Source organism: Streptomyces sp. NPDC088812 (assembly GCF_044750285.1).
Classification (GTDB): domain Bacteria; phylum Actinomycetota; class Actinomycetes; order Streptomycetales; family Streptomycetaceae; genus Streptomyces.
In genome coordinates, this window is record NZ_JBIVJP010000027.1 from 20895 (window position 1) to 46774 (window position 25880).

At 73.0% G+C, this 25880-nt stretch carries 24 protein-coding genes and 1 pseudogene; 15 read left to right on the forward strand and 10 right to left on the reverse strand.

From position 1 onward, the window contains the following. Positions 1–4: 4 nt before the first annotated feature. The 4 genes from sufU (at position 5) to dapD (ending at position 2425) form a co-directional block, all read left to right on the forward strand. Positions 5–469, forward strand: coding sequence for a Fe-S cluster assembly sulfur transfer protein SufU (gene sufU, locus ACIP67_RS36480; protein ID WP_389524451.1), 465 nt, complete (start codon positions 5–7; stop codon positions 467–469). Then, on the forward strand, positions 466–798 hold the full coding sequence (locus tag ACIP67_RS36485) for a metal-sulfur cluster assembly factor (protein ID WP_004989638.1): 333 nt from the start codon (positions 466–468) through the stop codon (positions 796–798). Before sufU ends, ACIP67_RS36485 begins: the two co-directional genes overlap by 4 nt. A gap of 228 nt (positions 799–1026) precedes the next feature. After that, positions 1027–1347 carry a DMT family transporter gene (locus tag ACIP67_RS36490; RefSeq protein WP_401697685.1) on the forward strand — a complete coding sequence of 107 codons (321 nt, stop codon included), beginning with the start codon at positions 1027–1029 and terminating at the stop codon, positions 1345–1347. 88 nt (positions 1348–1435) lie between these two features. Continuing rightward, a complete protein-coding gene (dapD, locus tag ACIP67_RS36495) occupies positions 1436–2425 on the forward strand; it encodes a 2,3,4,5-tetrahydropyridine-2,6-dicarboxylate N-succinyltransferase (protein WP_401697686.1) in 990 nt (329 codons plus the stop codon). A gap of 58 nt (positions 2426–2483) precedes the next feature. Here the strand turns inward: dapD and ACIP67_RS36500 are convergent, their stop codons facing one another. After that, a complete protein-coding gene (locus ACIP67_RS36500; RefSeq protein ID WP_401697688.1) occupies positions 2484–2990 on the reverse strand; it encodes a hypothetical protein in 507 nt (168 codons plus the stop codon). 40 nt (positions 2991–3030) lie between these two features. Next, on the reverse strand, positions 3031–3987 hold the full coding sequence (gene dapA / locus ACIP67_RS36505) for a 4-hydroxy-tetrahydrodipicolinate synthase (RefSeq protein WP_401697689.1): 957 nt from the start codon (positions 3985–3987) through the stop codon (positions 3031–3033). A 175-nt stretch (positions 3988–4162) separates the two neighbouring features. Between dapA and ACIP67_RS36510 the strand changes: the two genes are divergently transcribed. Both ACIP67_RS36510 and ACIP67_RS36515 read left to right on the forward strand, forming a co-directional pair. Then, a complete protein-coding gene (locus ACIP67_RS36510) occupies positions 4163–4582 on the forward strand; it encodes a phage holin family protein (RefSeq protein ID WP_401697691.1) in 420 nt (139 codons plus the stop codon). Further along, a complete protein-coding gene (locus tag ACIP67_RS36515) occupies positions 4579–5208 on the forward strand; it encodes a DUF3618 domain-containing protein (RefSeq protein ID WP_401697693.1) in 630 nt (209 codons plus the stop codon). Before ACIP67_RS36510 ends, ACIP67_RS36515 begins: the two co-directional genes overlap by 4 nt. A gap of 154 nt (positions 5209–5362) precedes the next feature. On the opposite strand, the gene ACIP67_RS36520 is transcribed toward ACIP67_RS36515, so the two are convergent. After that, positions 5363–7186, reverse strand: coding sequence for an endonuclease/exonuclease/phosphatase family protein (locus ACIP67_RS36520; RefSeq protein ID WP_401697694.1), 1824 nt, complete (start codon positions 7184–7186; stop codon positions 5363–5365). 251 nt (positions 7187–7437) lie between these two features. Between ACIP67_RS36520 and ACIP67_RS36525 the strand changes: the two genes are divergently transcribed. Continuing rightward, positions 7438–8865 (forward strand): hypothetical protein, encoded by a 1428-nt coding sequence (locus ACIP67_RS36525; protein WP_401697696.1) that lies wholly within the window; start codon positions 7438–7440, stop codon positions 8863–8865. Between the two features lie 184 nt (positions 8866–9049). Then, positions 9050–10519: an alkaline phosphatase PhoX gene (locus tag ACIP67_RS36530; RefSeq protein ID WP_401697697.1), complete on the forward strand. Its 1470-nt coding sequence runs from the start codon at positions 9050–9052 to the stop codon at positions 10517–10519. Positions 10520–10568: 49 nt separating this feature from the next. On the opposite strand, the gene ACIP67_RS36535 is transcribed toward ACIP67_RS36530, so the two are convergent. From ACIP67_RS36535 to ACIP67_RS36565, 7 genes are all read right to left on the reverse strand, one after another. Beyond that, on the reverse strand, positions 10569–11783 hold the full coding sequence (locus tag ACIP67_RS36535) for a TerD family protein (protein WP_401697865.1): 1215 nt from the start codon (positions 11781–11783) through the stop codon (positions 10569–10571). Positions 11784–11961: 178 nt separating this feature from the next. After that, entirely contained in the window at positions 11962–12951 is a 990-nt protein-coding gene (locus tag ACIP67_RS36540) for a zinc-dependent alcohol dehydrogenase family protein (protein ID WP_401697698.1), read from the reverse strand. After that, on the reverse strand, positions 12948–13790 hold the full coding sequence (locus ACIP67_RS36545; RefSeq protein ID WP_401697700.1) for a carbohydrate ABC transporter permease: 843 nt from the start codon (positions 13788–13790) through the stop codon (positions 12948–12950). The genes ACIP67_RS36540 and ACIP67_RS36545 overlap by 4 nt, the downstream gene beginning before the upstream one ends. Further along, on the reverse strand, positions 13787–14725 hold the full coding sequence (locus tag ACIP67_RS36550; protein WP_401697702.1) for a carbohydrate ABC transporter permease: 939 nt from the start codon (positions 14723–14725) through the stop codon (positions 13787–13789). The genes ACIP67_RS36545 and ACIP67_RS36550 overlap by 4 nt, the downstream gene beginning before the upstream one ends. Then, positions 14722–16095 (reverse strand): ABC transporter substrate-binding protein, encoded by a 1374-nt coding sequence (locus tag ACIP67_RS36555; protein WP_401697704.1) that lies wholly within the window; start codon positions 16093–16095, stop codon positions 14722–14724. The genes ACIP67_RS36550 and ACIP67_RS36555 overlap by 4 nt, the downstream gene beginning before the upstream one ends. Positions 16096–16201: 106 nt before the next feature. After that, positions 16202–16972 carry a DeoR/GlpR family DNA-binding transcription regulator gene (locus ACIP67_RS36560; protein ID WP_401697705.1) on the reverse strand — a complete coding sequence of 257 codons (771 nt, stop codon included), beginning with the start codon at positions 16970–16972 and terminating at the stop codon, positions 16202–16204. A 421-nt stretch (positions 16973–17393) separates the two neighbouring features. Beyond that, positions 17394–18203 (reverse strand): NAD-dependent epimerase/dehydratase family protein, encoded by an 810-nt coding sequence (locus tag ACIP67_RS36565; protein WP_401697706.1) that lies wholly within the window; start codon positions 18201–18203, stop codon positions 17394–17396. Between the two features lie 251 nt (positions 18204–18454). On the opposite strand from ACIP67_RS36565, the gene ACIP67_RS36570 reads away from it, so the two are divergent. The 7 genes and pseudogenes from ACIP67_RS36570 (at position 18455) to araD (ending at position 25745) form a co-directional block, all read left to right on the forward strand. Then, positions 18455–19405 carry a 5-dehydro-4-deoxyglucarate dehydratase gene (locus ACIP67_RS36570; protein ID WP_401697708.1) on the forward strand — a complete coding sequence of 317 codons (951 nt, stop codon included), beginning with the start codon at positions 18455–18457 and terminating at the stop codon, positions 19403–19405. After that, positions 19406–20608 (forward strand): hypothetical protein, encoded by a 1203-nt coding sequence (locus ACIP67_RS36575; RefSeq protein ID WP_401697710.1) that lies wholly within the window; start codon positions 19406–19408, stop codon positions 20606–20608. 148 nt (positions 20609–20756) lie between these two features. After that, entirely contained in the window at positions 20757–21353 is a 597-nt protein-coding gene (locus tag ACIP67_RS36580) for a TIGR03086 family metal-binding protein (protein WP_401697711.1), read from the forward strand. A gap of 125 nt (positions 21354–21478) precedes the next feature. Then, positions 21479–22266 (forward strand): annotated as a pseudogene (locus ACIP67_RS36585) (MBL fold metallo-hydrolase). Positions 22267–22435: 169 nt separating this feature from the next. Next, positions 22436–23104, forward strand: a complete 669-nt coding sequence (locus tag ACIP67_RS36590) for a GntR family transcriptional regulator (protein ID WP_401697713.1) — start codon at positions 22436–22438, stop codon at positions 23102–23104. Further along, on the forward strand, positions 23101–24012 hold the full coding sequence (locus ACIP67_RS36595) for a dihydrodipicolinate synthase family protein (protein ID WP_401697714.1): 912 nt from the start codon (positions 23101–23103) through the stop codon (positions 24010–24012). The genes ACIP67_RS36590 and ACIP67_RS36595 overlap by 4 nt, the downstream gene beginning before the upstream one ends. Beyond that, positions 24009–25745: an L-arabinonate dehydratase gene (araD, locus tag ACIP67_RS36600; RefSeq protein ID WP_401697716.1), complete on the forward strand. Its 1737-nt coding sequence runs from the start codon at positions 24009–24011 to the stop codon at positions 25743–25745. Before ACIP67_RS36595 ends, araD begins: the two co-directional genes overlap by 4 nt. Positions 25746–25880 lie beyond the last annotated feature (135 nt).

Below are 25880 nucleotides of genomic sequence, written 5' to 3' on the forward strand. Positions count from 1 at the left end.
TCGCATGAAGCTGGACTCCATGTACCAGGAAGTCATCCTGGACCACTACAAGCACCCGCACGGGCGGGGCTTGCGGGATGGCGACGCCGAGGTGCACCACGTCAATCCGACGTGCGGCGACGAGATCACCCTCCGTGTCAAGTACGACGGCACCACGGTCGAGGACGTCTCGTACGAGGGCCAGGGCTGTTCCATCAGCCAGGCCTCGGCCTCCGTACTGAACGACCTGCTCGTCGGCAAGGACCTGTCCGAGGCGCAGCGCATCCAGGAGACGTTCCTGGAGCTGATGCAGTCCAAGGGCAGGATCGAGCCGGACGACGCGATGGAGGAGGTGCTGGAGGACGCCGTCGCGTTCGCTGGTGTCTCCAAGTACCCCGCCCGGGTGAAGTGCGCCCTCCTGAGCTGGATGGCGTGGAAGGACGCGACGGCCCAGGCGCTGGGCGCCGACGCCGAAAGGAAGACGGCATGAGCGAGACCGTGGAGATGAAGCCGGCCTCGGAGGAGGAACTCCGCGAGGCCCTGATGGACGTCGTCGACCCCGAACTGGGCATCGACGTCGTCAACCTCGGCCTGATCTACGGCATCCACGTCGACGACTCCAATGTGGCGACCGTCGACATGACCCTGACCTCCGCGGCGTGCCCGCTGACGGACGTCATCGAGGACCAGGCCAAGTCCGCCACGGACGGTCTGGTCAGCGAACTGCGGATCAACTGGGTCTGGATGCCGCCGTGGGGCCCCGACAAGATCACGGACGACGGGCGCGAGCAGCTCCGGGCGCTCGGCTTCAACGTCTGAGGCCGCCCGACCGAGGTCGCGCGGGAGCGGCGGCACCCGGCCCGGGTGCCGCCGCTCCCGGCTGTCCGGGGTCTCCCGCACTGTCCGGGCCGCATCGGCCCGGTTCCGGGGACGCAACCGCCCCGTCCAGGACCGCATCCACCCTGTCCGGGGTCGTTCGTGACGGCCCGTCACCGTCCGCCCTGCCGGGCGGGAGGGGCGCGTGCCGTGTTGAGTACGCTCCTGCGCATGGGATACGTGACGCTCGCCGGAGCCATCGCCGCCGAGGTGGCCGCGACGACCGCCATGAAGTACAGCCACGGTTTCACCCGACTGTGGCCCTCCCTGGTGACGGCCCTCGGGTACGTCGTCTCCTTCTCCCTGCTCTCCCGGACCCTGAAGACGGTCGGCATCGGCACGGCGTACGCCATCTGGTCCGGCGTCGGGACCGCGGCGATGGCCGTCCTCGGGCTGCTGCTCTTCGGCGAGGCCCTCACCCTCACCAAGGTCGCCGGAATCCTGCTGATCGTCGCGGGAGTGGTGGTGCTGAACGTCGGCGGAGCCCACTGAGGCCGGGCCGCCGGTGCCCCCCGCCCGCCACCTGAGACGCCGCCCGGCTGGTTGGCCTCCACGGCCTCCCGCCGGTTAGGTTTCCCTCATGACCGACACGACTGCTCCTCGCACCACCGGCGCCGCGGCCGCCGGCCTCGCCACCATCGCCGCCGACGGCACGGTTCTCGACACCTGGTTCCCCGCGCCCGAGCTCGTCACCGAGCCCGGCCCGTCCGGCACCGAGCGCCTGTCCGCCGAGAAGGCCGTGGAGCTGCTCGGTGACGGCGCCGCCAAGGCGATCGGCCCGGACGCCCGCCGGGGCGTCGAGGTGGTCGCGGTCCGCACGGTCATCGCCTCGCTCGACGACAAGCCGATCGACACGCACGACACCTACCTGCGTCTGCACCTGCTCTCCCACCGCCTGGTCGAGCCGCACGGTCAGAGCCTGGACGGCATCTTCGGCCTGCTCGCCAACGTCGCCTGGACCTCCCTCGGCCCGGTCGCGGTCGAGGACCTCGAGAAGGTCCGCCTGAACGCGCGCGCCGAGGGCCTGCACCTCCAGGTGACGTCGGTCGACAAGTTCCCGCGGATGACGGACTACGTGGCGCCCAAGGGCGTCCGCATCGCCGACGCCGACCGCGTCCGCCTCGGCGCGCACCTCGCCGCGGGCACGACCGTCATGCACGAGGGCTTCGTCAACTTCAACGCCGGCACCCTCGGCACGTCGATGGTGGAGGGCCGTATCTCCGCCGGTGTCGTGGTCGGCGACGGCTCGGACATCGGCGGCGGCGCGTCCACCATGGGCACCCTGTCGGGCGGCGGCAACGTCCGGATCACCATCGGCGAGCGCTGCCTCGTCGGCGCCGAGGCGGGCGTCGGCATCGCCCTCGGTGACGAGTGCGTGGTCGAGGCCGGTCTGTACGTCACCGCGGGCACCCGGGTGACGATGCCCGACGGTGAGATCGTCAAGGCCCGTGAGCTCTCCGGCGCCTCCAACATCCTCTTCCGCCGCAACTCGGTCACCGGCACGGTCGAGGCCCGCCCGAACAACGCGGTGTGGGGCGGACTGAACGAGGTCCTGCACAGCCACAACTGACCCGACCCGTCCGGCCGAAGCGCCTTCCCGCCCGCCGGGAGGGCGCTTCGTCGTGCGGTCAGGGCGCGGTCAGGCCCGCGGCGAACCGGCCCAGCGCCTCGAAGTCCTCCGTGCGCAGCCCGATCCGGGGGTCCACGTGGTGCAGCAGGGCCGGCGCGGGGTGGTGGCGGGCGACGTACGCCGTGTCGGCGGCCGACTGCTCGTCGTCCACCCAGGCGAAGGGGCGCCCCGCGGCGTGGGCGACGAGCGCCTCCGTCTTCCAGTGCACTCCGTCGGGCCGCTCGGCGAACAGCCCGCGCCCGAAGTCGACGTACGGCAGCTCGGGCAGGCCGACGACCGGGGCGATCCAGCGGTTGGCCTCGCCCCTCCACGTGGTCGCCCAGCACAGCTCGTAGGGCAGTGCCAGCAGGGCGGCCCCGTGCCCGGGGTGGAGCCACACCCGCAGGGGACGGCCGGGCCGCACGGTGGCCCTGATCGTCGTGTAGCCCTGCGGCCGGCGCTCCGGCTTGGCCGCGTACGGGTTGAGCGGTCCGTCGACGTCGAGGTAGAGCAACGGCCGGCGCATGAGGCCACCGTAAGTCCGAACGGCGCGGCCGCGCCCGGACTTATGGCAGGGACTCGGCGGTGAACCGTTCGTAGGCCTCCCGCAGGGTGTCGAGTGCCTCCGGGCCCGCCTCGCGCAGGGGTGCCCGGACCGGGCCGGCCGGCAGGCCGAGCAGGTTCAGGAGGGCCTTGGCGGTGACCGTTCCGGGCAGGTCCGCGGCCATCATCGGCTCGATGAGCGTGAGGGCCCGCTGCTGGAGCCGGGCGGCCCGCGCGGTGTCGCCGGTGTCGAACGCGTCGAGGACGGCGCGGAGCCGGGCCGGCGCGACGTTGGCGACGGTGCTGATGTACCCGGCGGCGCCCACGGCGTACAGGGCGAGGTTCTGTTCGTCGCAGCCCGCGTAGGAGGCCAGCCCGGTGCGGGCCAGGACCTTCTGGGTGCCGAGGAGGTCGTAGGAGCAGTCCTTGACGGCGACGATCCGGGGGTGCTCGGAGAGCCGGATCACCGTCTCCGGCTCGATGCGGGTGCCGGTCCGCCCGGGGATGTCGTACAGCATGACGGGCAGCCCGCATCCGTCCGCCACCTCCCGGAAGTGCGCCTCCAGGGCGTCCTGCGGGGGCCTGCTGTAGTAGGGGCTGACCACCAGCACCCCGTCGGCGCCGGCCTTCTCGGCGGCGAGGGCGAGGCCGACGGTGTGGCGGGTGTCGGCGGTGCCCACGCCCGCCACCAGGGGGACGCGGTCGCCGACGGCCGCGCGTACGGCCCGCACCAGCTCCGTCTTCTCGGCGTCCGTGGTGGTCGGGGACTCACCCGTCGTCCCGGACAGGACGAGTCCGTCGCACCCGGCCGCCAGCAGGTGGTCGGCGAGCCGCTGGGCGCCGTCGAGGTCGAGGGCTCCCGTCGGGGTGAAGGGCGTGACCATCGCGCAGAGGGCGCGGCCGAAGGGCGCGGCGCGGGAGGGAGTGGGGGCGGTGGCAGGGGGCGGGGCGGGGTGCGGGTGCGGGTGCGGGTGCGTCATGAGGGTAGTCTCAGGCCGCCGATGGTGTAGCTCTACTTAAATTTATTACCAGATATACGTAAGCAATGCTACGCTTTCATGGTGATCGGGGGCGCGGCGCTGCGGGGCGTCGCAGGGGTAGCGGCGGGCTGCCGGGGTACACGGGTGTCTCCGAACCGAGAGGAGGCGGAACACCGTGACCGGGACCATGGACACCCGGCCCGTCCACGACGGGCACCGCACGGTCGGCGAACTCGTCGGCCAGGCCAGCGAGCAGCTCTCCCGGCTGGTACGGCAGGAGATCGCCCTCGCCAAGGAGGAACTGACCGAGAAGGGCCGTCGCGCCGGCCGCGGCGGCGGCCTGCTGGGAGCGGCGGGCGCGTTCGCCTACGCCGGTCTGCTCGCCCTCGCGGGCACGGGCGTCGCCGCCCTCTCGCTGGCGCTGCCCGTGTGGGCCGCGGCGCTCATCGTCACGGCGGTGCTGTTCGTGATCGCCGCCGTTCTGGCCGTGACCGGCCGCGGACAGCTGCGCCGGGCCACGCCCCCCACCCCCGAGGAGGCTCTCGGCAGCGTCAGGGCCGATGTCGAGGAGATCAGGGAAAGGGCGCACCGATGACGGACAGGGCAGGGGCCGACGGCACGGCGGCCGGCGCGGACGGCGCCGCGGAGCTGCGCCGGCAGATAGCGCAGACCAGGAGCCAGCTGGGGCACACCGTGGAGGAACTGGCGGCGAAGACGGACATCCGCGGCCGGGCCCGGGCCCGGGCGGCCGATCTGCGCGACCGTGCCGGCGCCATGACGGTCCAGCTCCGCAGCACGGCGGCCCAGGCGGGCCACGCCGTCCAGGACAGGGCGAAGGGAACCGGTCACGCGCTCCAGGGGAAGGCGAAGGGAACCGGTCACGCCCTCCAGGACAGGGCGAAGGGAACCGGTCACGCGCTCCAGGACAGGGCGAAGGGCGCGGGACACACCGTCCAGGACCGGGCGCGGGAGTCCGGGCACGCCCTCCAGGACCGGGCACGGGAGACCGGCCATGCCCTCCAGGACAGGGCGAAGGAAACCGGTCACGCTCTCCAGGACAGGAGCGTGCACGCCGGGCAGACCGTGGAGCAGCGCGTCCCCGAGCGGCTGCGCCCGCCGGTGCGGTCCGTGGCGCGGCACCCGGGGGCGGTCGTGCTCGTGGTGGCGGGCGCGACGCTCGTCGCGGCCGGCGTGCTGACGTGGCGCCGGACCCGGCACTGACGGGCCGTCACCGGACCGCCCCCGGGGCGCGGTCGAGCGCCGGAGGGGCGACAGCCGGGCCCGGCACCCGTGGGGCGGGTGCCGGGCCGCCGTCCGCGGCGGGGCCGGTCCGGACACCCGTCCGGACCGGCCCCGCACGTTCACCGCTCCCTGGTCACGGCCGGAAGCGCAGCACCTGCGGGTCGTGGTCGCTGATCTGGTCGTTGAACTCGGCGTTGAGGTGCACGCTGTCGTACGCGAAGGCGCCGCGCCGGATCGCCGGGCTGACCAGGATCTGGTCGAGGACCTGGCTGTTGCCCTGGTAGACGTACGAGTACCGCTCGCTCCTCGGCAGGGACTTGACGGCCGACCACAGCGCGCCGCCGTCCTCCAGGATCCGGGCCGTTTCGGAGAACTCGTAGTCGTTGATGTCGCCGAGGGCGACGACGTCCGCGTTCTTCTGGACGGCGAGGACGTCCTTGACGAAGGAGTTGACGAGCGCCGCCTGCTGGTGGCGCTGGGTCTCGGAGCTGCGCACCACCGGCTGGTACTGCGCGGTCAGGCCCTGGTCGCCGCCCTTGGAGTTGAAGTGGTTGGCGATCACGAAGACCGTCCGGCCGCGGAAGACGAACTCGCCGACCAGCGGCTTGCGGCTGGAGTCCCAGGCGCTGTCCGCCGGGGCGATGCGGCCGGGGGAGACCGTCAGCGCGGCCTTGCCCCGCTCCTCGGTGACGCCGACGGCGGTCGTGGCGTCCCCGCCCGCGCGGTCGGTGAAGGAGACCCGCTCCGGGTCGAACAGGAACACCTGACGGATGTTGCCGCCCGGCTCGCCGCCGTCGGTGCCGTCCGTCGGGTCGACCGAGCGCCAGTCGTACCGCGGGCCGCCCGCCGCGACGATCGCCTCGATCAGCCTGCCCACCGTCAGATCGGCGGCGACCGTGCCGTCGTCCGTGGCGCCGTTGTTGTCCTGGATCTCCTCCAGGGACACGATGTCGGGCGACTTCAGGTTGTTCACGATCGCGGAGGCGTGCTCCTCGAACGTGGCGTCGGACGGGTCGAGGTTCTCGACGTTGTACGTCGCGACCGCGAGCTCGCCGCTCTTCTGCCTGCGGGTCGTCTCGCGCTCCAGACCGGCGCTGTCCAGTGTGCCGATCCGGTTGGCGACGAGGGTGTAACCGCCGTACTGGTTGTAGTCCAGCGGGCCGGCGGTGGTGCCGGTGAGCGTGTCGCCGACGTTCGCCACCGGGAAGTCGGCGACCGCGCCGAGCGACTGGATCTGGAGCCGGCCGGTGTTCTGGGAGTCGTAGGAGCCGTAGAGCGCGCCGCCGCGGCGGGTGCGGTTCTCGCCCGGCTTCACCGTGACCCACAGCTCCGTGTACGGGTCGGTGGCGCCGACCACGCGGACGTCGGCGACCTGGATGTTCATGCCCTCCAGGGACTCGTAGAGGTCCAGGGCGTACGTCTCGGGCCGCAGGGTGAGGCCGTTGACGGAGTTGTTCGCGGCCGGGTCGCCCGCCGGGGCGTACGCCGCCGGGACCGACCGCGCGCTCACGACGGTCGCGGCGGGGACCGTGTTGCCGCTGGAGACGACGGTCACGGTCGGGCGGACGATCTCCGTCAGCGCCTGGTTGCCGGTCGAGGTGCCGCCCGGCACGTACTCCGAGACCGTGCCGGTGACGGTGACCGCGTCACCGACGGCGACCTTCGGGGTGGAGCTGGTGAAGACGAAGACGCCCTCACTGGTGGCCGGGTCGGCGTCCGGGTCCGGGTCCTGGATCCAGAAGCCTCTGGAGGAGCCGTAGGTGCGCACGCCGGTGACGATTCCGGTCACGTCCGTGACCTGTTGGCCGGCGTACGGCGAGACGCGTGTGGTGCCCTGGATGTCGTGGATGCGCACGGAGTCGGCCTGCGCGGGCGCGGCGACGACGACGGTGGACGCCGCGGAGCACACGGCGGCGACGGTGAGCGCGGCGAGCCGCGCGGAAGACCTGCTAGGCAACGGGTTCCCTCCGGGGACGTACGAGAGCGCCGGGACGAGGGTGAGGCGTGGGGCGCGGCGACGCGCGGAGACGATCGGTGAACACCTGTCCCCCCAACTTCTACGCGCGTCAATCTCCTGCCTGGCCACGCCTGTTGTCAAGGTTTCGGCCACGTACGGATGGCGACGGGGAGATGAACCGGGCGGCTTGGGTTGATACCCGTCTAGGCTGAGCGGTCGAGTGGCACGACCCGTCCGAGGAGAACCAGCCGATGTCAGACAGCTCCCCCCTGCCGCCCGTGCGGCTGCACCCCGAAGCGGAGCTGGCGCGCGACGCGCTGTCGACCCCGTTGCTCTCCCGGGCCGTCCGGCTCGCCCGCTGGGCCGGCCCCGACACCCGTGTCGACGCCGGGGGCGGGCTCGTCGACGAGCAGTTGCCGGCCGCCGCCGAGGTGCTCGGGCTGACCGGCGACGAGGCCGCCGCGTACGCGAGCGAGGCCTGGCGGATCGCCGTGGACGCCGGACTCGTCGAGGTCACCGACGAGGAGGCCGGCACCGTCGCCGCCGGCGCGGACCTGGCCCTGCTGACCGGCGGTTCCCCGCACGACGTGCTCGCCGTCTGGCTCGGCGCCCTGGAGACGGTGCTCGCCGACGCGACCGTGCCCGACCTCGACGAGCTGATGGAGGTCATGGACGAGGGCGGCGAGGTCGACTTCTCCCGGCTCGACTGGGACCCCGAGGCCGAGGCCGCCTTCCTCGACGGCGTCCTCGGCAACCTCTACCTGCTCACGGTCGGGGAGGACGGCCCCGGTGACGGCCCCGTGCCGCTGCCCGCGCTCGCCGCCTCCATGCTCGTCCCCGGTGACATGGCCGAACCCACCAACGACGTGCTGGAACAGGTCTCCGACGCGATGATGCGCCTCGACGACCAGTTCCGGCTGCTGGAGCCGATCGGCCTGGTCGCCTACCAGCCCGTCGACGAGGCCCTGATGGGCGACCCCGACGAGGAGCCCGCCGCCCCGGTCGACGAGACCGACGTCTCCCGCTACGGCATGGTCCGCCTCACCCCGCTCGGCCTGTACGGCCTGCGGGCCCGGCTCCAGGAGGCAGGCTTCCAGGCGCCCGCCGTCGGTGACCTCGCCGACAAGGGGGCCGACGTCCTGCTCGACGGCAGCGCCGCCTACGGGCCGCGCGCCGCGCGCGCCGAGACCGAGCAGTGGCTGCACCTGCGGGAACCCGTCGACGCCGCGCGGGAGCTGCTGGCCGCCGCCCGCGGCTCGGACGAGGGCGCGCCGCTGCGCCGGCTGCGCTGCCAGCAGGCGCTCTCCCTGGTCGGCGGCCAGGCCGAGCCCGCGGTGCGCGAGGTGCTCGACGACCCCGAACTGGGCGGCCTCGCCCGGGTCTGGCTGAGCGAGCTGGGCGCCACCGACGTACCGCCCCCGTCCGAGGCGATGGTCTTCTGGCTCACCATCGACACCGTGGCCGCACAACTGGCCGCCGAGGGCAACTCGGAGGAGCTCCAGGGCCTCGTCGAGGGGCTCGCCCAGCAGCACGGCGGCTTCTTCGCGGCGGCCTGGCGGGTGGACCACCCGGCCACCGCCGACGTCCTGGAGGCGATGGGCCGGCTGCACCCGGACAAGCGGATCGCCAAGGAGGCGCGCAAGGCCGCGTTCAAGGCGCGGTCGCAGCAGGGCGGATGAGCGCCCCCTCCCGGTGAGGGAGCCGGTGAGGGAGCCGGTGAGGGAGCCGGCGGTGGCGCGGGTTCACGCAAGCGGGCCCGCGGTGGCCGTCCGCCGTTCAACCCCCGTTCAGACCTGGGCGGGACGGTGTCGCCGACCGAGGACCGCCGGCCTCCACGGCACTCCCACCGTCTCAGGAGACACCATGTCGCTCACCCGCAGGGACTTCGCCAGGACATCAGCGGCCACCGGCGCGGGGGTCGCGCTGGCGGGCAGCGTCGGGGCCCTGGCCAGCGCGCCCAACGCGCTCGCGTCGACGGACACGGACGCGGACGCGGACGCGGACAGCGGGGACGGGACGTCGGCGGCCGGGCACGGCGGGGTCGGCTACGGGCCGCTGCTCCCCGACCCGGACGGCATCCTCGCGCTGCCCGCCGGCTTCACCTACCGCGTCATCACCCACAGCGGGAAGACCAAACTGGAGTCGGGCGAGTTCACGCCCTCCAACCACGACGGGACGGCCACCTTCGACGGCCCGCGCGGCACCACCCTCCTCGTCAACAACCACGAGCTCAAGGGACCGCGCGCCGGCTGGACCCACCCCGTGCCGCTCACCGAGGGCCTGGTCTACGACCCGGCCGCGGCCGGCGGCTGCACGGTCGTCGAGGTGCGCCCCGACGGACAGGTCGCCGAGTGGGTCGGCATCGCCGGCACCTCCACCAACTGCGCGGGCGGCCGCACCTCCTGGGGCACCTGGCTGACCTGCGAGGAGAACTCCGACCGGGCCGGCACCAACGGCATGACCAAGGACCACGGCTACGTCTTCGAGGTCGACCCCCGCGACCGCCGCGCCAACCAGGACCCCAAGCCGCTGAAGTTCTTCGGCCGCTACGACCACGAGGCCGTCGTCATCGACCCCAAGCGCGGCCACGCCTACCTCACCGAGGACGCCTCCGGCCCCAACGGCCTGCTCTTCCGCTGGACCCCGCCGCAGGGCTTCGAGCACGGCCGCGGCAGGTTCCGCACCCTCGCCGACGACGCCGGCGTCCTCCAGGCCCCCCGGTGCTTCGACTCCGGCGGCACGTTCGTCGACGACCTGTCCCGGGCCACGAAGACCGGCACGGTGTACGGCGTGGACTGGGTCGACGTCCCCGACCGCGACGCCACGACCGTCGCCGTGCGCAAGCAGTTCGCCGACGGGGAGATCACCCGCGCCCGCAAGCTGGAGGGCATGTGGTGGGCCGACGGCGGCGCCTACGTCGTCTCCTCCTACGCCCGCTCGGAGAGCCCCGGCACCCCGCACGACGGCCAGGTCTGGTTCTACGACCCCCGGCGCCGCACCCTCACCCTGAAGGTCCTCCTCGGCGTCAACCCCGACCCGTCGGCCGACGGCGCCTTCGACGGCCCCGACAACATCACCGTCTCCCCCTACGGCGGCCTCGTCATCGCCGAGGACGGCGAGGGCGTCCAGCACCTCTTCGGCGCCACCGACAGCGGCCGCACCTACCCCATCGCCCGCAACGAGCTGAACCTCGGCACCGAGGAGGAGCCGGAGTACAGCGAGTTCACCGGCGTGACCTTCTCGCCCGACGGCCGGACCCTGTACGCCAACATCCAGACGCCCGGCATCATGCTGGCGATCACGGGGCCGTGGAAGCGGCAGAAGCGCGGCTGACCGGGCTCCGGGCGGTGGGCGCGGTACCGAGCGCCCACCGCCCGTCGTCTCAGAGAGCCTGGGCGGCCGGCTTCACCATGTTGCGGACCGTCCGGGCCTTCACGAAGTCGCCCAGGGCCGTCATCTCCCACTCGCCGGAGAACTGGCGGATCAGCTTCGCCATCATCACGCCCGTCTGCGGCTCGGCGCCGGTGAGGTCGAAGCGGACGAGCTCCTCACCGGTCGTGGCGTCCACGAGGCGGCAGTAGGCCTTGGCGACCTCGGTGAACTTCTGGCCGGTGAACGAGTTGACGGTGAAGACCAGGCCCGTGACCTCCTGCGGCAGACGGCCGAGGTCGACGGTGATCACCTCGTCGTCGCCGCCGCCCTCACCGGTGAGGTTGTCACCGGAGTGCTTGATCGCGCCGTTGACGATGGCCAGCTTGCCGAAGTAGCAGCTGTCGATGTGGTTGCGCTGGGGGCCGTAGGCGATGACCGAGGCGTCCAGGTCGATGTCCCGGCCGCGGAAGGCGGGCTCCCAGCCGAGGCCCATCCTGACCTGGGCGAGCAGTGGGCGGCCGCCCTTCACGAGGGAGACCGTCTGGTTCTTCTGGAGGCTGACGCGGCCCTTGTCGAGGTTGATCTTCCCGGCGCCGGGGGCGGGCGGGGCCGGGGGAGCGGGCGGCGCGGCCGGGGCGGACACCGCGGGCGCCGGCGGCGGCACGGCGGGCATGGGCGGGGCGGCCGGCGGCACCGGGGCCGGGGCGGGGACCGGGGCCGAGGCCGGGGCGGGCTCCTCCACCGTGACGCCGAAGTCGGTGGCGATGCCGGCCAGGCCGTCGGCGTAGCCCTGGCCGACCGCGCGGGCCTTCCAGGCGCCGTTGCGCCGGTAGATCTCCACGATGACGAGCGCCGTCTCGGTGCCGAGCCGCGGGGGCGTGAACGTGGCCAGGACGCTGTTGTCGTCCGCGTTGCGGATCGTGGCCGTCGGTTCGATGCCCTGGAACGTCTGGCCCGCGGCGTCCGGGCTGGCGGTGACGACGATCTTCTCGATGCCCGGGGGGAGGGCGGAGGTGTCGACGGTGATCGCGTCGGGGGCGGCGCCGCCGCCCGAGCGGTACGCCACGCCCGGCCCGCTCGGCTGGTTGTAGAAGATGAAGTCGTCGTCGGAGCGCACCTTGCCGTCGGCGGTGAGCAGCAGGCCCGAAACGTCGAGCCGCACGGGGGCCGCGACGTCCACCGTCACACGGACGGCGGGGAGCGGGATGTTCGAGCCGGGGGTCATAGCTGTCATGCCGGATGAACGAGCGAGGCCGTTTTGCCGTTCCCTTACTTTCCCCGTTCGGAGGGACCGGACTCTCCCCGTTCGGAGGGACCGGACTCTCCCTGCTCGGAGGGACCGGACTCTCCCTGTCCGGCGGGCCGGGCGGGGGCTCCGCGGTCCGGAGCCCCGGCCGGGTTTCTCACGGCACCACGACGATCTTGCGCCCCACTCCCGCCGCGAACTGCTCCAGCGCCGCCGGGTACCGCTCCAGCGGCAGGCGGTCGCTGATGAAGACGTCCGGGTCCAGCACGCCGCCCGCGAAGAGTTCCGCCGCGCGTTCGAAGCTGTGCAGGACGGCCATCGAACCGGTGATGGTGATCTCCTGGTTGTAGATGCGGTACGGGTCGATGGTGACGCGCGTCGCGTAGTCCGCCACCCCGAACTGCAGGAACGTCCCCGCCTTGGCCACCCTGCCCAGGCCGTCCTGGATCGCCGCCGCGTTGCCCGTCGCGTCGACCACCACGTCCCAGCCCTGCGGCCGGTCCAGCTCGTCCGCGTCCGCCGCCGACCCCGACACGCCCAGCCGGCGCGCCGTCTCCAGCCGCGCCGGGTTCACGTCCACCACGTCGACGCTCGCCGCGCCGGTCCGCTTGGCGAGCTCCAGCATCATCAGGCCCATCGTCCCGGAGCCGTAGACCAGGACGTGGGCGCCGAGGCGCGAGCGCAGGACGTCGTAGCCGCGCACCGCGCACGACAGCGGCTCCACCAGGGCCGCGTCCTGGGTGCGCACGTGCTCCGGCAGCTTCACGCAGTTCGCCACCGGGGCCACCGCGTACTGGGCGGCGCCTCCGGCCGTCGTCACGCCGATCGCCGCCCACCGCTCGCAGAGGTTGTTGTGGCCGGTGCGGCAGTAGCGGCACTCGTGGCAGTACAGCGACGGGTCCACGGCGACGCGGTCGCCCACCGACACCTCCGTGACCTGCGTGCCGACCCCGACGACCTCGCCCGCGAACTCGTGCCCCGGCACGATCGGCAGCTTCGGCGCGAACTCGCCCTGGAGGATGTGCAGGTCCGTGCCGCACAGGCCGCAGGCGGCGACCTCGACGACGACCTCGCGCGGCCCGGGCGTCGGGTCCGGGACCTCGGCGACGACGGCCCGGCCCACGGACTCGATGACGGCGGCCTTCATTTCACGGCTCCCAACGACAGGCCCTGGACCAGTTTGTCCTGGGCGGCGAACCCCGCGGCGAGCACCGGCAGGGAGACGACGAGCGACGCGGCGCACACCTTGGCCAGGAACAGGCCCTGGCTGGTGATGAAACCGGTCAGGAAGACGGGGGCGGTCCCGGCGACCACGCCGGTCAGCACCCGGGCGAACAGCAGCTCGTTCCAGCTGAAGATGAAGCAGATCAGCGCTGTCGCGGCGATGCCCGGCAGGGCGATCGGGGCGACCACGCGCGCGAGGACGGTCGGCAGGCGCGCGCCGTCCACCCGGGCCGCCTCGATGACCGCCACCGGGACCTCGGCGAGGAAGGACTGCATCATCCACACCGCGATCGGCAGATTCATGGAGGTGTAGAGGACGACCAGCAGCCAGATGTTGTCGAGCAGGCCCGCGTTCTTCGCGAACAGGTAGACCGGCAGCAGGCCCGCCACGGCCGGCAGCATCTTCGTCGACAGGAAGAAGAACAGCACGTCCGTCCACTTGCGCACCGGGCGGATCGACAGCGCGTACGCGGCGGGCAGCGCCAGCAGCAGGACCAGCAGCGTCGAGGCGACCGACGCCACCGTCGAGTTGATCAGCGCCGGCCAGGGGCTCGCCCCGCCGTCCGCGCCGAAGAACTCGCGGTAGCCGTCCAGCGTCAGCGCCGCGGCGAAGGAGGGCGGGTTGGTCGCCGCGTCCGTCTCCGAGTGCAGGGACGTCAGCGCCATCCACGCGATGGGCAGGAAGAACACGATCCCCGCCAGCCAGGCGACCAGGCCCAGGCCGGCGGCCTTGCGGCGGACGCGTGCGGTGGTTGCGCTCATGGACGGGACCCCTCCTCGCGGAACAGGGACGAGACGACCCGCAGGGCGAAGGTCGCGATGACGATCGAGCCGATGACGACCAGGACGCCCGCGGCGGAGGCGAGGCCGTTCTCGTGGGCCTGGTAGAAGCTCTGGTAGACGGTGTAGGGCAGGTTCGCCGTGCCCAGGCCGCCGGAGGTCAGGGTGAAGACGGCGTCGAAGTTCTGGACGATGTAGATCGAGCCGAGGAGGGCGCCGAGTTCCAGGTAGCGGCGCAGGTGCGGGAGCGTCAGGTGGCGGAAGATCTGCCAGTCGCTCGCGCCGTCCACCCGGGCGGCCTCGATCTGCTGCTGGTCCCGGCTCTGCAGGCCGGCCAGCAGGATGAGCATCATGAACGGCGTCCACTGCCACACCAGCGAGGCCTCCACCGCGAGCAGCGGAGTCGAGGAGATCCAGTCGGGCTGCGGGCCGCCGACGTAGTGGAGCAGGCCGTTGAGCAGGCCGTACTCGGGGTTGTACAGCACGTGCTTCCACAGCAGGGCCGCCGCCACCGGGACCACGAGGAACGGGGCGATCAGCAGGGTGCGGACCACGCCCCGGCCCCGGAACCTGCGGTCCAGCAGGAGCGCGAGGAGCAGGCCGAGGACGAGACTGGCCAGGACCACCGCCACCGTGAGGAGCAGGGTCGTCCACACCGAGTGGCGCAGGTCGGCGTCGGTGAGGACCTGGTGGTAGTTGTCGAGGCCGGTGAAGCGGCGGGCGTCGGGGTAGAGGGCGTTCCAGTCGAAGAAGGAGATCACCAGCGTGGCCACGAACGGCAGCTGGGTCACGGCGATCATGAAGATCAGGGCGGGCAGCAGGGGGGCGCGGGTGGCCCAGGCGCGCAGCCGGGCGGAGGGCTGCCGTGCGGCGGGTGGCGCGGTGGTGGCCGCGGGGGCCGTCGTGGTGGCGGTCATCGTCCCTCGTACTCCTCGGAGATCCGCTCGGCGAGCTGCTGGGACTTCTTCAGGGCCGACGCGACGGACTGGCGTCCGGCGATGGCCGCGCTGATCTCCTGGGAGACCTTGGTGCCGAGGTCGGTGAACTCGGGGATGCCGACGAACTGGATGCCCGGCGCGGGCCGCGGCTGGACGCCGGGGTCGTTCGGCCGGGCCGCCTCGATGGCCGCCCTGGTCGTCTCCTGGAAGGCGGCGGCCTCCGCGGCGTAGGCGGCGTTCTCGTAGGTCGAGGCGCGTTTGCCCGCCGGGACGTTCGCCCAGCCGATCTCCTCGCCGACGAGTTCCTCGTACTCCTTGCTCGACGCCCAGGAGACGAACTGCCAGGCCTTGTCGGTGTTGCGGGAGGCCTTCTGGATGCCCCAGGCCCAGGTGTAGAGCCAGCCGGAGGAGTCGGTCTTCTCCACGGGTGCGGGGACGTAGCCCACCTTGCCCTTGACCGGGGACTTCGCCGCTTCCAGGGAGCCGGCGGCGGAGGTGGCGTCGTACCACATGGCGACCTTGCCCTGGGTCATGTTGTTCAGGCACTCGGCGAAGCCGGACTGGGCGGCGCCGGACTCGCCGTGCTCGCGGACGAGATCGACGTAGAACTCCGTCGCCTCCTCGAACTCGGGGGAGTCCAGCCGGGCCTTCCAGTCCTTGTCGAACCAGGTGCCGCCGAAGGTGTTCACCACGGTCGTGAGCGGGGCCATGACCTCGCCCCAGCCGGGCAGGCCGCGCAGGCAGATGCCCTTCATGCCGGATTCGGCGCCGTCCACCTTCGCCGCGAGGTCGGCGACCTGGGTCCAGGTGGGGTGGGCGGGCATGGTCAGCCCCTGCTCGGCGAACACGTCCTTGCGGTACATCAGGAAGGACGACTCGCCGTAGAAGGGCTGGCCGTAGAGCTTGCCGTCGTCGCCGGTGAGGGACTCGCGCATCGGTTCGAGGACGTCCTGCTCGTCGTAGTCCGGGTCCTCGCCGGCGTAGGAGTCCATCTCGTGCAGCCAGCCGTTGCGGGCGTAGATGGGGATCTCGTAGTTGGAGAGGGTGGCCACGTCGTACTGGCCCGCCTGGTTGGCGAAGTCCTGGCTGATCTTGTCGCGGACGTCGTTCTCGGGCAGCACGGTGAAGTTGACCTTGATGCCGGTCTGCCGGGTGAAGTGGGCGGCGGTGAGTTTCTGAAGCTCCGTCATCTGGGGGTTGTTGACCATCAGGACGTTGATCGAGTCACCGCCCGATCCGGCTCCGCCCGCACCGGCCCAGCAGCCGGAGAGCAGCGGGGCGAGCAGCGTCCCTGCGACGGCCAGGGCGAGCGGGGCTCGCGCTGGCCGTCGTCGGCTCTGGGTTCGCATGGATCGCTCCATCAGGTAGGGGACGTGGGGTGATGAAAAGGGAGATATGGGGTGCGACTGGGGAGGGGGGTGCCCGGGACGGGGGCGGGGCCGGTGGGCGGGTTCCTCAGACCCTGATGACCTGGGGCCCCAGCAGCGAGTAGCGGTGGGCCTCCGACGCCGGCAGCAGGGTGCTCGTCACGATCGCCTCCAAGGTGCCGACCTCGGCGAACCGGCAGAAGCTGACCGCGCCGAACTTGGTGTGCACGCCCGCGAACACCGTGCGGCGCGCCGCCCGCACGGCCTGTGCCTTGACCTCGCCGACGGCCGGGTCGGGCGTGGTCAGCCCGTGGTCGCGGGTGATGCCGTTGGCGCCGATGTACGCGAGGTCGATGACGAAGCCGGCCAGCATCTTCGTCGTCCAGTGGTCGACGGTCGCCAGGGTGCCGGCCCGGACCCGGCCGCCGAGCAGCAGGACGGAGACGGTGCCGGCCTCGGCGAGGGCTCCGGCGACCGGCAGGGACGCGGTGACCACCGTGAGCGGCCGGTCCCGGGGCAGTGCCTCGGCGATGAGCTGCGGGGTGAAGCCCTCGTCGACGAAGACCGTCTCGGCGTCCCCGAGGAGTCCCGCCGCGGCGGCGGCGATCCGGCGCTTCTCGGGCACGTGGCTGGTGGCGCGGAAGGCGAGGGTCGTCTCGAAGCCGGCGCTCTCCACGGGGTAGGCGCCGCCGTGCGTGCGGCGGACCAGACCGTGGTCCTCCAGGGCGCGCAGATCCCGCCGTACGGTCTCCTTGGCCACGCCCAGCCGGGCGGCGAGCGCGGTGACGTCGACCGATCCGGTGGCGCGCGCGACCCGTACGATCTCCCGCTGGCGCTCCTCCGCCGTCCTCACGGTCATCCCGACACCTCGCTCTCCCCTGCCCGTTCGGGCCCGGTGCGGCCCATGGGGGAAGTTGTACAGCGGGGCTGCGGCACTGACCAGGTCTGTTGCGGGCCCGATGCCGCCCGTTCGTGCCCGTTCCGCGGGGGCCGTGCCCGCCGCGGACCTGCGTGGCCGCGGCGCGGGGCGTGGGACCGGGCGGCGCGGATGCCCGAACGCGGTGCCGGGCGGGCCCGTTCGGTGCCCGCCCGCCACCGCGAACGATGCTTTTCCGCCGTGCCGGTGCCGGTGCCGGTGCCGGTGCCCGTGCTGGTGTCGTGCGTGTGCCGCGCCGGTGGCGTCGGTGCCGGTCCGGTGACGGCCTTCCGGCGGCTTCCGGCGGCGTTCCGGCGGCGTTCCGACGGCTTTCCGGCGGCTTTCCGGCGGCGTTCCGACGGTGTCAGTACGGCCAGATCGGCGGGTCGTTGACGAAGTGTCCGCCCAGGTGGGCGTGCGCGACGTTGTCCGGGTCCAGTTCACCCTGCTCGGCGATGAGCTTCTCGGCGTAGGGCTCGGAGTCGTCCTGCGGCTCGTAGCCGAGGGCCCGCGCGCTGGTGAGGTCCCACCACAGGCGGGTGTTGGCGGACGAGCCGTGGACGACGGTGTGGCCGACGTTCTCGGCGGTCAGTGCCGCGTGGAACAGGCGGGCGCCGTCGGCGGGGCTCATCCACACCGACAGCATGCGCACGCTGGTCGGCTCGGGGAAGCAGGAGCCGATGCGCACCGACACGGTCTCCAGGCCGTGCTTGTCCCAGTAGAACTGGGCGAGGTCCTCGCCGAAGGACTTGGACAGGCCGTAGAAGGTGTCCGGGCGGCGCGGGGTGCTGATGGGGATCAGCGGGTCGTCGCCCCGGGGGCGGGGGGTGAAGCCGACCGCGTGGTTGGAGGAGGCGAAGACGATCCGGCGTACGCCCTCCTCGCGGGCGGCCTCGTAGACGTTGTACGTCCCCTCGATGTTCGCCTTGAGGATCTTCTCGAAGGGGGCTTCCAGGGAGATGCCCGCGAGGTGCATGATCGCGTCGACGCCCCGTACGGCCTCCCGGACGGCGTCCTTGTCGGCGAGGTCCGCGACGATGGCGTCCGGTTCGCCCTCGACGGGGCGCAGGTCGAGCAGACGCAGTTCGTAGCCGTAGTCGGGCAGCAGGTCCCGCATGAGGGTGCCGAGGCCGCCTGCGGCGCCGGTGAGCAGGACGGTGCGCGGAGCGGGCATCCTCGGGTCTCCTTGGATCGGCGGGGCGGCGGACGAGCGACCCGGCGGCCGTATGCATGGACCTTATTCACATTCGTGGACACGCTAAGGATCTCGCGCTCACTCCGTCAAGTGGGGCGCGGGGGCGCGTACTTCACCCCTCACCTGCCGTCCGTGCGCTTGACCGGGCCGGAAACGGCTCCTTAGGGTGACCGTGTTCAGAAATGTGGACACCAGTCATAAGAATGCACGCGTCGTCCTAGGGAGAACCCGTGACGCCAGCCCCGCTCGCCGCACGACTGCGCGTCCCCAGCGGACCGCTGTTCTTCCCCGTCACCGCCTTCGGTCCCGACGGCTCCGTCGACCTCGACACCTACCGGGCGCACGTCCGCGCCGGAGTCGAGGCCGGTGCGGCGGCCGTCTTCGCGTGCTGCGGCACGGGGGAGTTCCACGCCCTCTCGCCGGAGGAGTTCGAGGCCTGCGTGCGCGCGGCCGTGGCGGAGACCGGCGGCCGGGTGCCGGTCGTCGCGGGCGCCGGCTACGGGACCGCCCTCGCGGTGCGGTACGCGCGGCTCGCGCACGACGCCGGCGCGGACGGGCTGCTCGCGATGCCGCCGTACCTCGTCGTCGCCGGCCAGGAGGGACTGCTGCGCCACTACCGGGAGATCGCGGCCGCCACGCCCCTGCCGGTGATCGTCTACCAGCGGGACAACGCGGTCTTCACCCCGGAGACCGTCGTCGGGCTGGCCCGCACCGAGGGCGTCGTCGGACTGAAGGACGGGCTCGGCGACCTGGACCTCATGCAGCGCATCGTCAGCGCCGTCCGCACCGAGGTCCCCGGCGACTTCCTCTACTTCAACGGACTGCCGACCGCCGAACAGACCCAGCTCGCCTACGACGCCATCGGCGTCACCCTCTACTCGTCCGCCGTCTTCTGCTTCGCCCCCGAGATCGCCCTCGCCTTCCACCGGGCGCTCACCACCGGCGACCGGGCCACCGTGCACCGCCTGCTGGACGGCTTCTACCGGCCGTTCGTCGAACTGCGCGCCCGCGGCCGCGGCTACGCCGTCTCCCTCGTCAAGGCCGGCGTACGGCTGCGCGGCCTCGACGTCGGCGAAGTCCGCCCCCCGCTGAACGAGCCGGGCGAGGATCATCTCAAGCAGCTCGCTCAGGTGATCGAGCGCGGATACGCGCTGCTCGCGCGGGACACGACGGAGGACTGAGTGAAGGCGTCGACATTCGTCTACCCCTGGGACGTCAACGGGGACCCCGGGGCACCGGACCGCATCGCCGCGCTGGGCGTGGACCAGGTGACGCTCGCCGCCGCCTACCACTCCACCCGCGCCCTCACCCCCCGCCACCCCCGCCACCGCGTCGTCACCGCCGAGCACGCGGCCGTGCTGTACCCCGGCGACCCCGACCGCTGGGCCGGCCGCGCGCTGCGCCCGTACCCGGCCGGCGACTGGGCCCCCGGCGACGCCTACGGGGAGGCCGCCGACGCGCTCGCGCGCGCCGGTCTGGAGGTGCACAGCTGGGTCGTCCTCGCGCACAACTCCCGCCTGGGCGCCGAACATCCGGACACCTCGGTCGTCAACGCCTACGGCGACCGCTACCCGTGGGCCCCCTGCATCGCGCAGCCCGCCACGCGCGCGTACCTCGTCGACCTGGCCGCCGAGGCCGCGGTACGGCCCGGCGCGGCCGGCACCGAGCTGGAGTCTCTCGGCTGGTACGGCTTCCAGCACCTGCACGCCCACGACAAGACCGGCGGGGTCGGACTCGGCGACGCCGGGCACTACCTGATGGCGCTCTGCTTCTGCCCGGCCTGCCGGGAGGGCTACGGCGCGCAGGGCCTGGACGCGGACGAACTGGCGGCGGCCGTGCGGGCCGCGCTGGAGCCGCTGTGGCGGGGGGCGCCCGACGGCGGGGGCACCGCCCCGTCGGGCGGACCCGAGCCCGGGGGAGGGTGGGCGGGCATCGAGAAGCTCCTCGGCGAGGGGACGGCCGCGGCCACGCGCGCGTGGCGCGACGACACCGCCCGCACCCTCCAGGAGGCCGCGGTCGCCGCCGTCCGCACGGCGGCCCCGGACGGCTTCCAGGTCCTCCTGCACGCCGACCCGGTGGCCTACCACGTCGGCGCCAACGCGGGCGTCGACCCGGCGCACATCCTGTCCGTCGCGGACGGCGTGGTCGTGCCCTGCGCGGGCGGCCCCGGCCTGCTCGCCCCCTTCGCCGAGCAGGGCCGCGAGGATGCCGTGATCGCCGCCAACCTCACCGTCGTCGTCGGCATGGGCGGCAGCCCCGGCACACTCGCGGCGGACGCGGCCCGCGCGCGGGAGCTGGGCGCCACGGAGCTCCGGCTCTATCACGCGGGGCTGGCGTCGGACGGCGACCTGGAGGCCGTCCGCCAGGGGCTCGGCGCGCTCTGAGCCGGCGCCGCGGGCTGCGCTGTGCCGCGGGGACGCCACGCGCGGGGCACGGCCGTTTCCCGGCCGCGATGAGTTCGCGCGGTGCGGCCGGTCCACCCTCCCGGGGATACACGCCCCCTCTCGGGGCACACCACCTGGAGGAGCAGCCATGACCACCGACACACCGGCCACCCTCGACCTCGGAGCGCAGGCCCGGATCGTGGCCCGCCTCGCGGCGGGCGTGCCGGACGACCGGCTCGCGGACCGGACGCCCTGCCCCGGCCACGCGGTCCGCAACCTGCTCGGGCATCTGACCGGTCTGGCCGTCGCCTTCCGCGACGCCGGCCGCAAGCAGCTGGGCCCGACGACGGACACCGACCCGACGGCCGCCGTACCGGACATCGGGCCCGGCTGGCGCGAGGAGCTGCCCCGCGTGCTCGACGAACTCGCCGCCGTCTGGCGTGACCCCGCCGCCTGGACCGGCGCGACCCGCGCGGGCGGCGTCGACCTGCCCGGCGCGGCCGCGGGCGCGGTCGCCGCGGACGAGCTGGTCATCCACGGCTGGGACCTGGCACGCGCCACCGGCCAGGCGTACCGGCCCGACCCGGCCGCGCTGCGCCTGTCGTACGCCTTCCTGCTGGCGGCCGCGGACGGGACGGACCGGGGCGGTGGTCTGTTCGGCCCGGTGATGCCGGTACCGGACGACGCCCCGCTGCTCGACCGGGCGGTGGGCCTGAGCGGGCGCGATCCCGGCTGGACACCGTAGGGGTACGCCGGTCGTCGTAGATCCGGCTACGACGGCGGCCGGCCGGGATGGACGGTCCTCCCGGCACGCCGTAGACGTGGTGGAACGGGCACGGTCGGGCCATGCCGAAACGTCCCCTCCTCACCATGCCCCTCAGCCCCACCGTCCTCGGCACCGCCTCCCCGCATCCCGGGCCCGGCCGCCCCTGCTCCGGTTACCTGCTGCGGGGCGGGGGTGCCGAGGTGCGGATGGACGCGGGGACGGGGACGTTCGCCGAGTTGCAGCGGCACACGGATCCGCGGTGGCTCACCGCGATCCGGATCTCCCCTCTGCACGCCGGCCTCCCCCGGTCTCGGCTGCGCTCGACCGGGTGGTGCCCCCACCGCCGATCTCCTGGCCGCCGCCTACGCCCTCGCCTTCGGCGGCCTCACCCCGCCGGCGCCCGTCCCGGTGTACGCCCCGCGGGACTGCGCCCGTCGGGTCGCCGCGTTCCTCGGACACCCGGACATGCGGTTCCTGAGCGGCGTGCTCGACTTCCGGCCGCTGCACGACGGCCATGCCGTCCGACACGGGAACCTCCGGCTCACCTCGCGCGCGGTGGCGCACGACACCGAGGCGTACGGGCTGCGCGCCGAGTGCCAGGGCAGTGTCCTCGCCCACTCGGGGGACAACGGACCGTGCGCCGCGCTCGCCGAACTCGCCTCGGGGGCCGGCCTTCCTGTGCGAGGCGGACATCGACCGGCATCGCGAGGGCGAACAGGTCCATCTGACGCCGGAGGACGCCGGCGACGCCGCCCGTGCGGCCGGGGTGCGGGAACTGGCCGTCACCCATGTCGGGCCCACGCTGACCAGGGAGTTGGCGACCGCGCGGGCCGGTGCCGCGTTCGGCGGCCCGACCAGGGCGGCGGCCGAGGGTGCCACCTTCTCCCTCTGACGCCCGCCCGGCCCGTATCCGGCGCAACCGCAACTTCCTCTGTCAGAAGCATTGACGAAACACAGGGCCCCTCCTAGTTTCAACGCGTCGTACTTCGTACGTCATATATGAGACGCGATACGCGAGATCCGATACGCGACGTCAGGTTCGCGACATCCGAGAGGCGCGCATGACCTCTGTGCCCACGCCGATCCCGTCCCGCACGCAGTACGTGCTGGAGGAGATCAAACGCCGCATCCTCACCGGGCAGTTGACGCCCGGGCAGGCGCTGGTCGAGACCGAGCTCGCCGCACGGTTCGGGGTGTCCAAGACCCCCGTGCGCGAGGCGCTCAAGACGCTCGCCGGCACCGGACTGGTCGTGATGAGCCAGTACAAGGGCGTCACGGTGCGCATGGTGGACGCGGACATGGCGCGCGAGGTCTACGACGTGCGGCTGCTCCTGGAACCCGAGGCGCTCAGGCGCGCGGTGCGGCGCGGCGCCTCCCTGGAGGCCGCGCGCGAGGCGCTGACCAGGGCCGACCAGGCCACCGACACCGCCGAACGGTCCCTGGCCAACCGGGAGTTCCACCGCGCCCTGTACCTGCCGTGCGGCAACCCGCTGCTCGGCCGGCTGCTCGACGAGGTCCGCGACCAGGCGGCCCTGGTCTCCGCCGTCGCCTGGGCCGCCTCGCCCTCCTGGGAGCGGGAGGCCGGCGAGCACCGCGACATCCTGCGGCTCGCCCTGGACGGCGACGCCGACGGCGCGGCCCGCGCCCTGCACGCCCACATCGCGTCGTTCGTCCACCGAGCGTTCCCCGAGGCCCAGGCAGCGGCCCAGGCAGAGGAAGGTAAGGAATGAGCAGCGTGGCGTTCGAGACCCAACGGGCGGCCCTGGCCGATGTGGTGGCCATCCCGGTGACCCCCTTCGCCGAGGACGGCTCCGTCGACCACGACGTCCACCGGGCCCTGCTGCGCCGGCTGCTCGACGGCGGGGTCACCACCCTCACGCCCAACGGCAACACCGGCGAGTTCTACGCGCTCACCCCCGAGGAGCGCCGCACGGTCACCGAGCTGACCGTCGACGAGGCCGGCGACCGCGCCGTGATCCTGGTGGGGGTCGGCCACGACGTGCCCACCGCCGTCGCCTCCGCCCGGCACGCCCGCGAGCTGGGCGCCCAGATGGTGATGGTCCACCAGCCCGTCCACCCCTACGTCTCGCAGAGCGGCTGGGTCGACTACCACCGTGCCGTCGCCGAGGCCGTGCCCGAACTGGGCGTGGTCCCCTACATCCGCAACGCGCAGCTGGCCGGCGTCCGCCTCGCCGAACTCGCCGACGCCTGCCCGAACGTGATCGGCGTGAAGTACGCCGTGCCGGACGCCGCCCGCTTCGCCGCCTTCGCCCGCGACGCCGGGCTGGAACGGTTCGTCTGGGTCGCGGGCCTCGCCGAGCCGTACGCCCCCTCCTACTTCTCCGCGGGCGCCACCGGCTTCACCTCCGGACTGGTGAACGTCGCCCCGGCCGTTTCGCTGAACATGATCGAAGCGCTTCGATCCGGCGACTACCCGGCCGCGATGAAGGTCTGGGAGCAGATCCGCCGCTTCGAGGAGCTGCGCGCCGCCAACGGCTCCGCCAACAACGTCACCGTCGTCAAGGAGGCCCTCGCCTCCCTCGGGCTGTGCCGCCGCGAGGTCCGCCCGCCGAGCCGGCCGCTGCCGGAGGACGAGCGCGCCGAGGTCGCCGCCATCGCCGCCGGGTGGTCCATATGACCGAGCCGCAGCGCAAACGCCCCGAAGAGCTCCGCAGCCACCAGTGGTACGGCACCGAGGGACTGCGTTCCTTCAGCCACCGGGCCCGCACCCGCCAGCTCGGCTACCTGCCCGAGGAGCACCTCGGCAAGCCCGTCATCGCGATCCTCAACACCTGGTCCGACATCAACCCCTGCCACGTCCACCTGCGCGACCGCGCCCAGGCCGTGAAGCGGGGGGTGTGGCAGGCGGGCGGCTTCCCGCTGGAGTTCCCGGTCGCCACGCTGAGCGAGACCTTCCAGAAGCCGACCCCGATGCTCTACCGCAACCTGCTCGCCATGGAGACCGAGGAGCTGCTGCGCTCGTACCCGGTCGACGGGGCGGTCCTGATGGGCGGCTGCGACAAGACGACCCCCGCCCTGCTCATGGGGGCGGCCAGCGCCGACCTGCCGGCCGTCTTCGTGCCGGCCGGGCCCATGCTGCCGGGCCACTGGCGCAACGAGGTCCTCGGCTCCGGCACCGACATGTGGAAGTACTGGGACGACAAGCGGGCCGGTCTCATCGGCGACTGCGAGATGGCCGAGCTGGAGAACGGCCTCGCCCGCTCGCCCGGCCACTGCATGACGATGGGGACGGCGTCCACGCTCACGGCCGCCGCGGAAGCCCTCGGCGTGACCGTCCCGGGGGCGTCCAGCATCCCGGCCGTCGACTCCGGGCACGACCGGATGGCCGCCCGGGCCGGTCTGGCCGCCGTCGAACTGGTCCACCGGGACCGGAAGCTGAGCGAGATCCTCACCCGTGACGCCTTCGAGGACGCCGTCACCACCGTGCTCGGCCTCGGCGGCTCCACCAACGCGGTGATCCACCTGATCGCCATGGCGGGCCGGGCCGGCGTCGAGCTCACCCTCGACGACTTCGACCGTATCGCCCGCACCGTCCCCGTCCTCGCCAACGTCCGCCCCGGCGGCCGGAAGTACCTCATGGAGGACTTCCACTTCGCCGGCGGTCTGCCCGGCTTCCTCTCCCGGATCCCGGACCTGCTCCACCTCGACCGGCCGACGGTCGCCCACGACACCCTGCGCGAGCAGCTCGCCGGTGCGCGGGTGCACCACGACGACGTCATCCGGACCCGGGACAACCCGGTCGCGGACGAGGGCGGGGTGGCCGTACTGCGCGGCAACCTCTGCCCGGACGGCGCGGTGATCAAGCACATCGCCGCCGAGCCGCACCTGCTCAAGCACACCGGTCCCGCGGTCGTCTTCGACGACTACAGGACCATGCAGCGCACCATCAACGACCCGTCGCTCGGCATCACCGCGGACAGCGTCCTGGTGCTGCGCAACGCCGGCCCCAAGGGCGGCCCGGGCATGCCCGAGTACGGCATGCTCCCGATCCCCGACCACCTGCTCAAGCAGGGCGTTCGGGACATGGTCCGCATCTCCGACGCTCGGATGAGCGGCACCAGCTACGGCGCGTGCGTGCTGCACGTGGCGCCCGAGTCGTACGTCGGCGGGCCCCTCGCCCTCGTGCGCACCGGGGACTCGGTCACCCTCGACGTCGAGGCCCGTCTGCTCCAGCTCAACGTGGACGACGAGGAACTCGCGCGGCGCCGGGCGCTGTGGACACCGCCGCCCACCCGCTACGAGCGCGGCTACGGCGCGCTCTACAACGAACAGATCACCCAGGCCGACACCGGCTGCGACTTCGCCTTCCTGGCCCGCCCCGGCGCGGTGCAGGACCCGTACGCCGGCTGAGCCGGAGCAGCACCACCGCGCACACCCCTGTACATGGAGAAAGCGCTTCCTGTGCAGGTGCGGCGCGACAGCACGCGCGCAAGCCCGCACCAGAGCACGCCCGCAAGCACGCAGAAACGCACGTCCGCAAGCACG

Bases quoted from the DNA above. Each gene is read 5' to 3' on its own strand.
- sufU (WP_389524451.1), top strand. From the start codon at position 5: ATGAAGCTGGACTCCATGTACCAGGAAGTCATCCTGGACCACTACAAG.
- ACIP67_RS36485 (WP_004989638.1), top strand. From the start codon at position 466: ATGAGCGAGACCGTGGAGATGAAGCCGGCCTCGGAGGAGGAACTCCGC.
- ACIP67_RS36490 (WP_401697685.1), top strand. From the start codon at position 1,027: ATGGGATACGTGACGCTCGCCGGAGCCATCGCCGCCGAGGTGGCCGCG.
- dapD (WP_401697686.1), top strand. From the start codon at position 1,436: ATGACCGACACGACTGCTCCTCGCACCACCGGCGCCGCGGCCGCCGGC.
- ACIP67_RS36500 (WP_401697688.1), bottom strand. From the start codon at position 2,990: ATGCGCCGGCCGTTGCTCTACCTCGACGTCGACGGACCGCTCAACCCG.
- dapA (WP_401697689.1), bottom strand. From the start codon at position 3,987: ATGACGCACCCGCACCCGCACCCGCACCCCGCCCCGCCCCCTGCCACC.
- ACIP67_RS36515 (WP_401697693.1), top strand. From the start codon at position 4,579: ATGACGGACAGGGCAGGGGCCGACGGCACGGCGGCCGGCGCGGACGGC.
- ACIP67_RS36525 (WP_401697696.1), top strand. From the start codon at position 7,438: ATGTCAGACAGCTCCCCCCTGCCGCCCGTGCGGCTGCACCCCGAAGCG.
- ACIP67_RS36530 (WP_401697697.1), top strand. From the start codon at position 9,050: ATGTCGCTCACCCGCAGGGACTTCGCCAGGACATCAGCGGCCACCGGC.
- ACIP67_RS36535 (WP_401697865.1), bottom strand. From the start codon at position 11,783: ATGACCCCCGGCTCGAACATCCCGCTCCCCGCCGTCCGTGTGACGGTG.
- ACIP67_RS36540 (WP_401697698.1), bottom strand. From the start codon at position 12,951: ATGAAGGCCGCCGTCATCGAGTCCGTGGGCCGGGCCGTCGTCGCCGAG.
- ACIP67_RS36545 (WP_401697700.1), bottom strand. From the start codon at position 13,790: ATGAGCGCAACCACCGCACGCGTCCGCCGCAAGGCCGCCGGCCTGGGC.
- ACIP67_RS36550 (WP_401697702.1), bottom strand. From the start codon at position 14,725: ATGACCGCCACCACGACGGCCCCCGCGGCCACCACCGCGCCACCCGCC.
- ACIP67_RS36555 (WP_401697704.1), bottom strand. From the start codon at position 16,095: ATGCGAACCCAGAGCCGACGACGGCCAGCGCGAGCCCCGCTCGCCCTG.
- ACIP67_RS36560 (WP_401697705.1), bottom strand. From the start codon at position 16,972: ATGACCGTGAGGACGGCGGAGGAGCGCCAGCGGGAGATCGTACGGGTC.
- ACIP67_RS36565 (WP_401697706.1), bottom strand. From the start codon at position 18,203: ATGCCCGCTCCGCGCACCGTCCTGCTCACCGGCGCCGCAGGCGGCCTC.
- ACIP67_RS36580 (WP_401697711.1), top strand. From the start codon at position 20,757: ATGACCACCGACACACCGGCCACCCTCGACCTCGGAGCGCAGGCCCGG.
- ACIP67_RS36590 (WP_401697713.1), top strand. From the start codon at position 22,436: ATGACCTCTGTGCCCACGCCGATCCCGTCCCGCACGCAGTACGTGCTG.
- ACIP67_RS36595 (WP_401697714.1), top strand. From the start codon at position 23,101: ATGAGCAGCGTGGCGTTCGAGACCCAACGGGCGGCCCTGGCCGATGTG.
- araD (WP_401697716.1), top strand. From the start codon at position 24,009: ATGACCGAGCCGCAGCGCAAACGCCCCGAAGAGCTCCGCAGCCACCAG.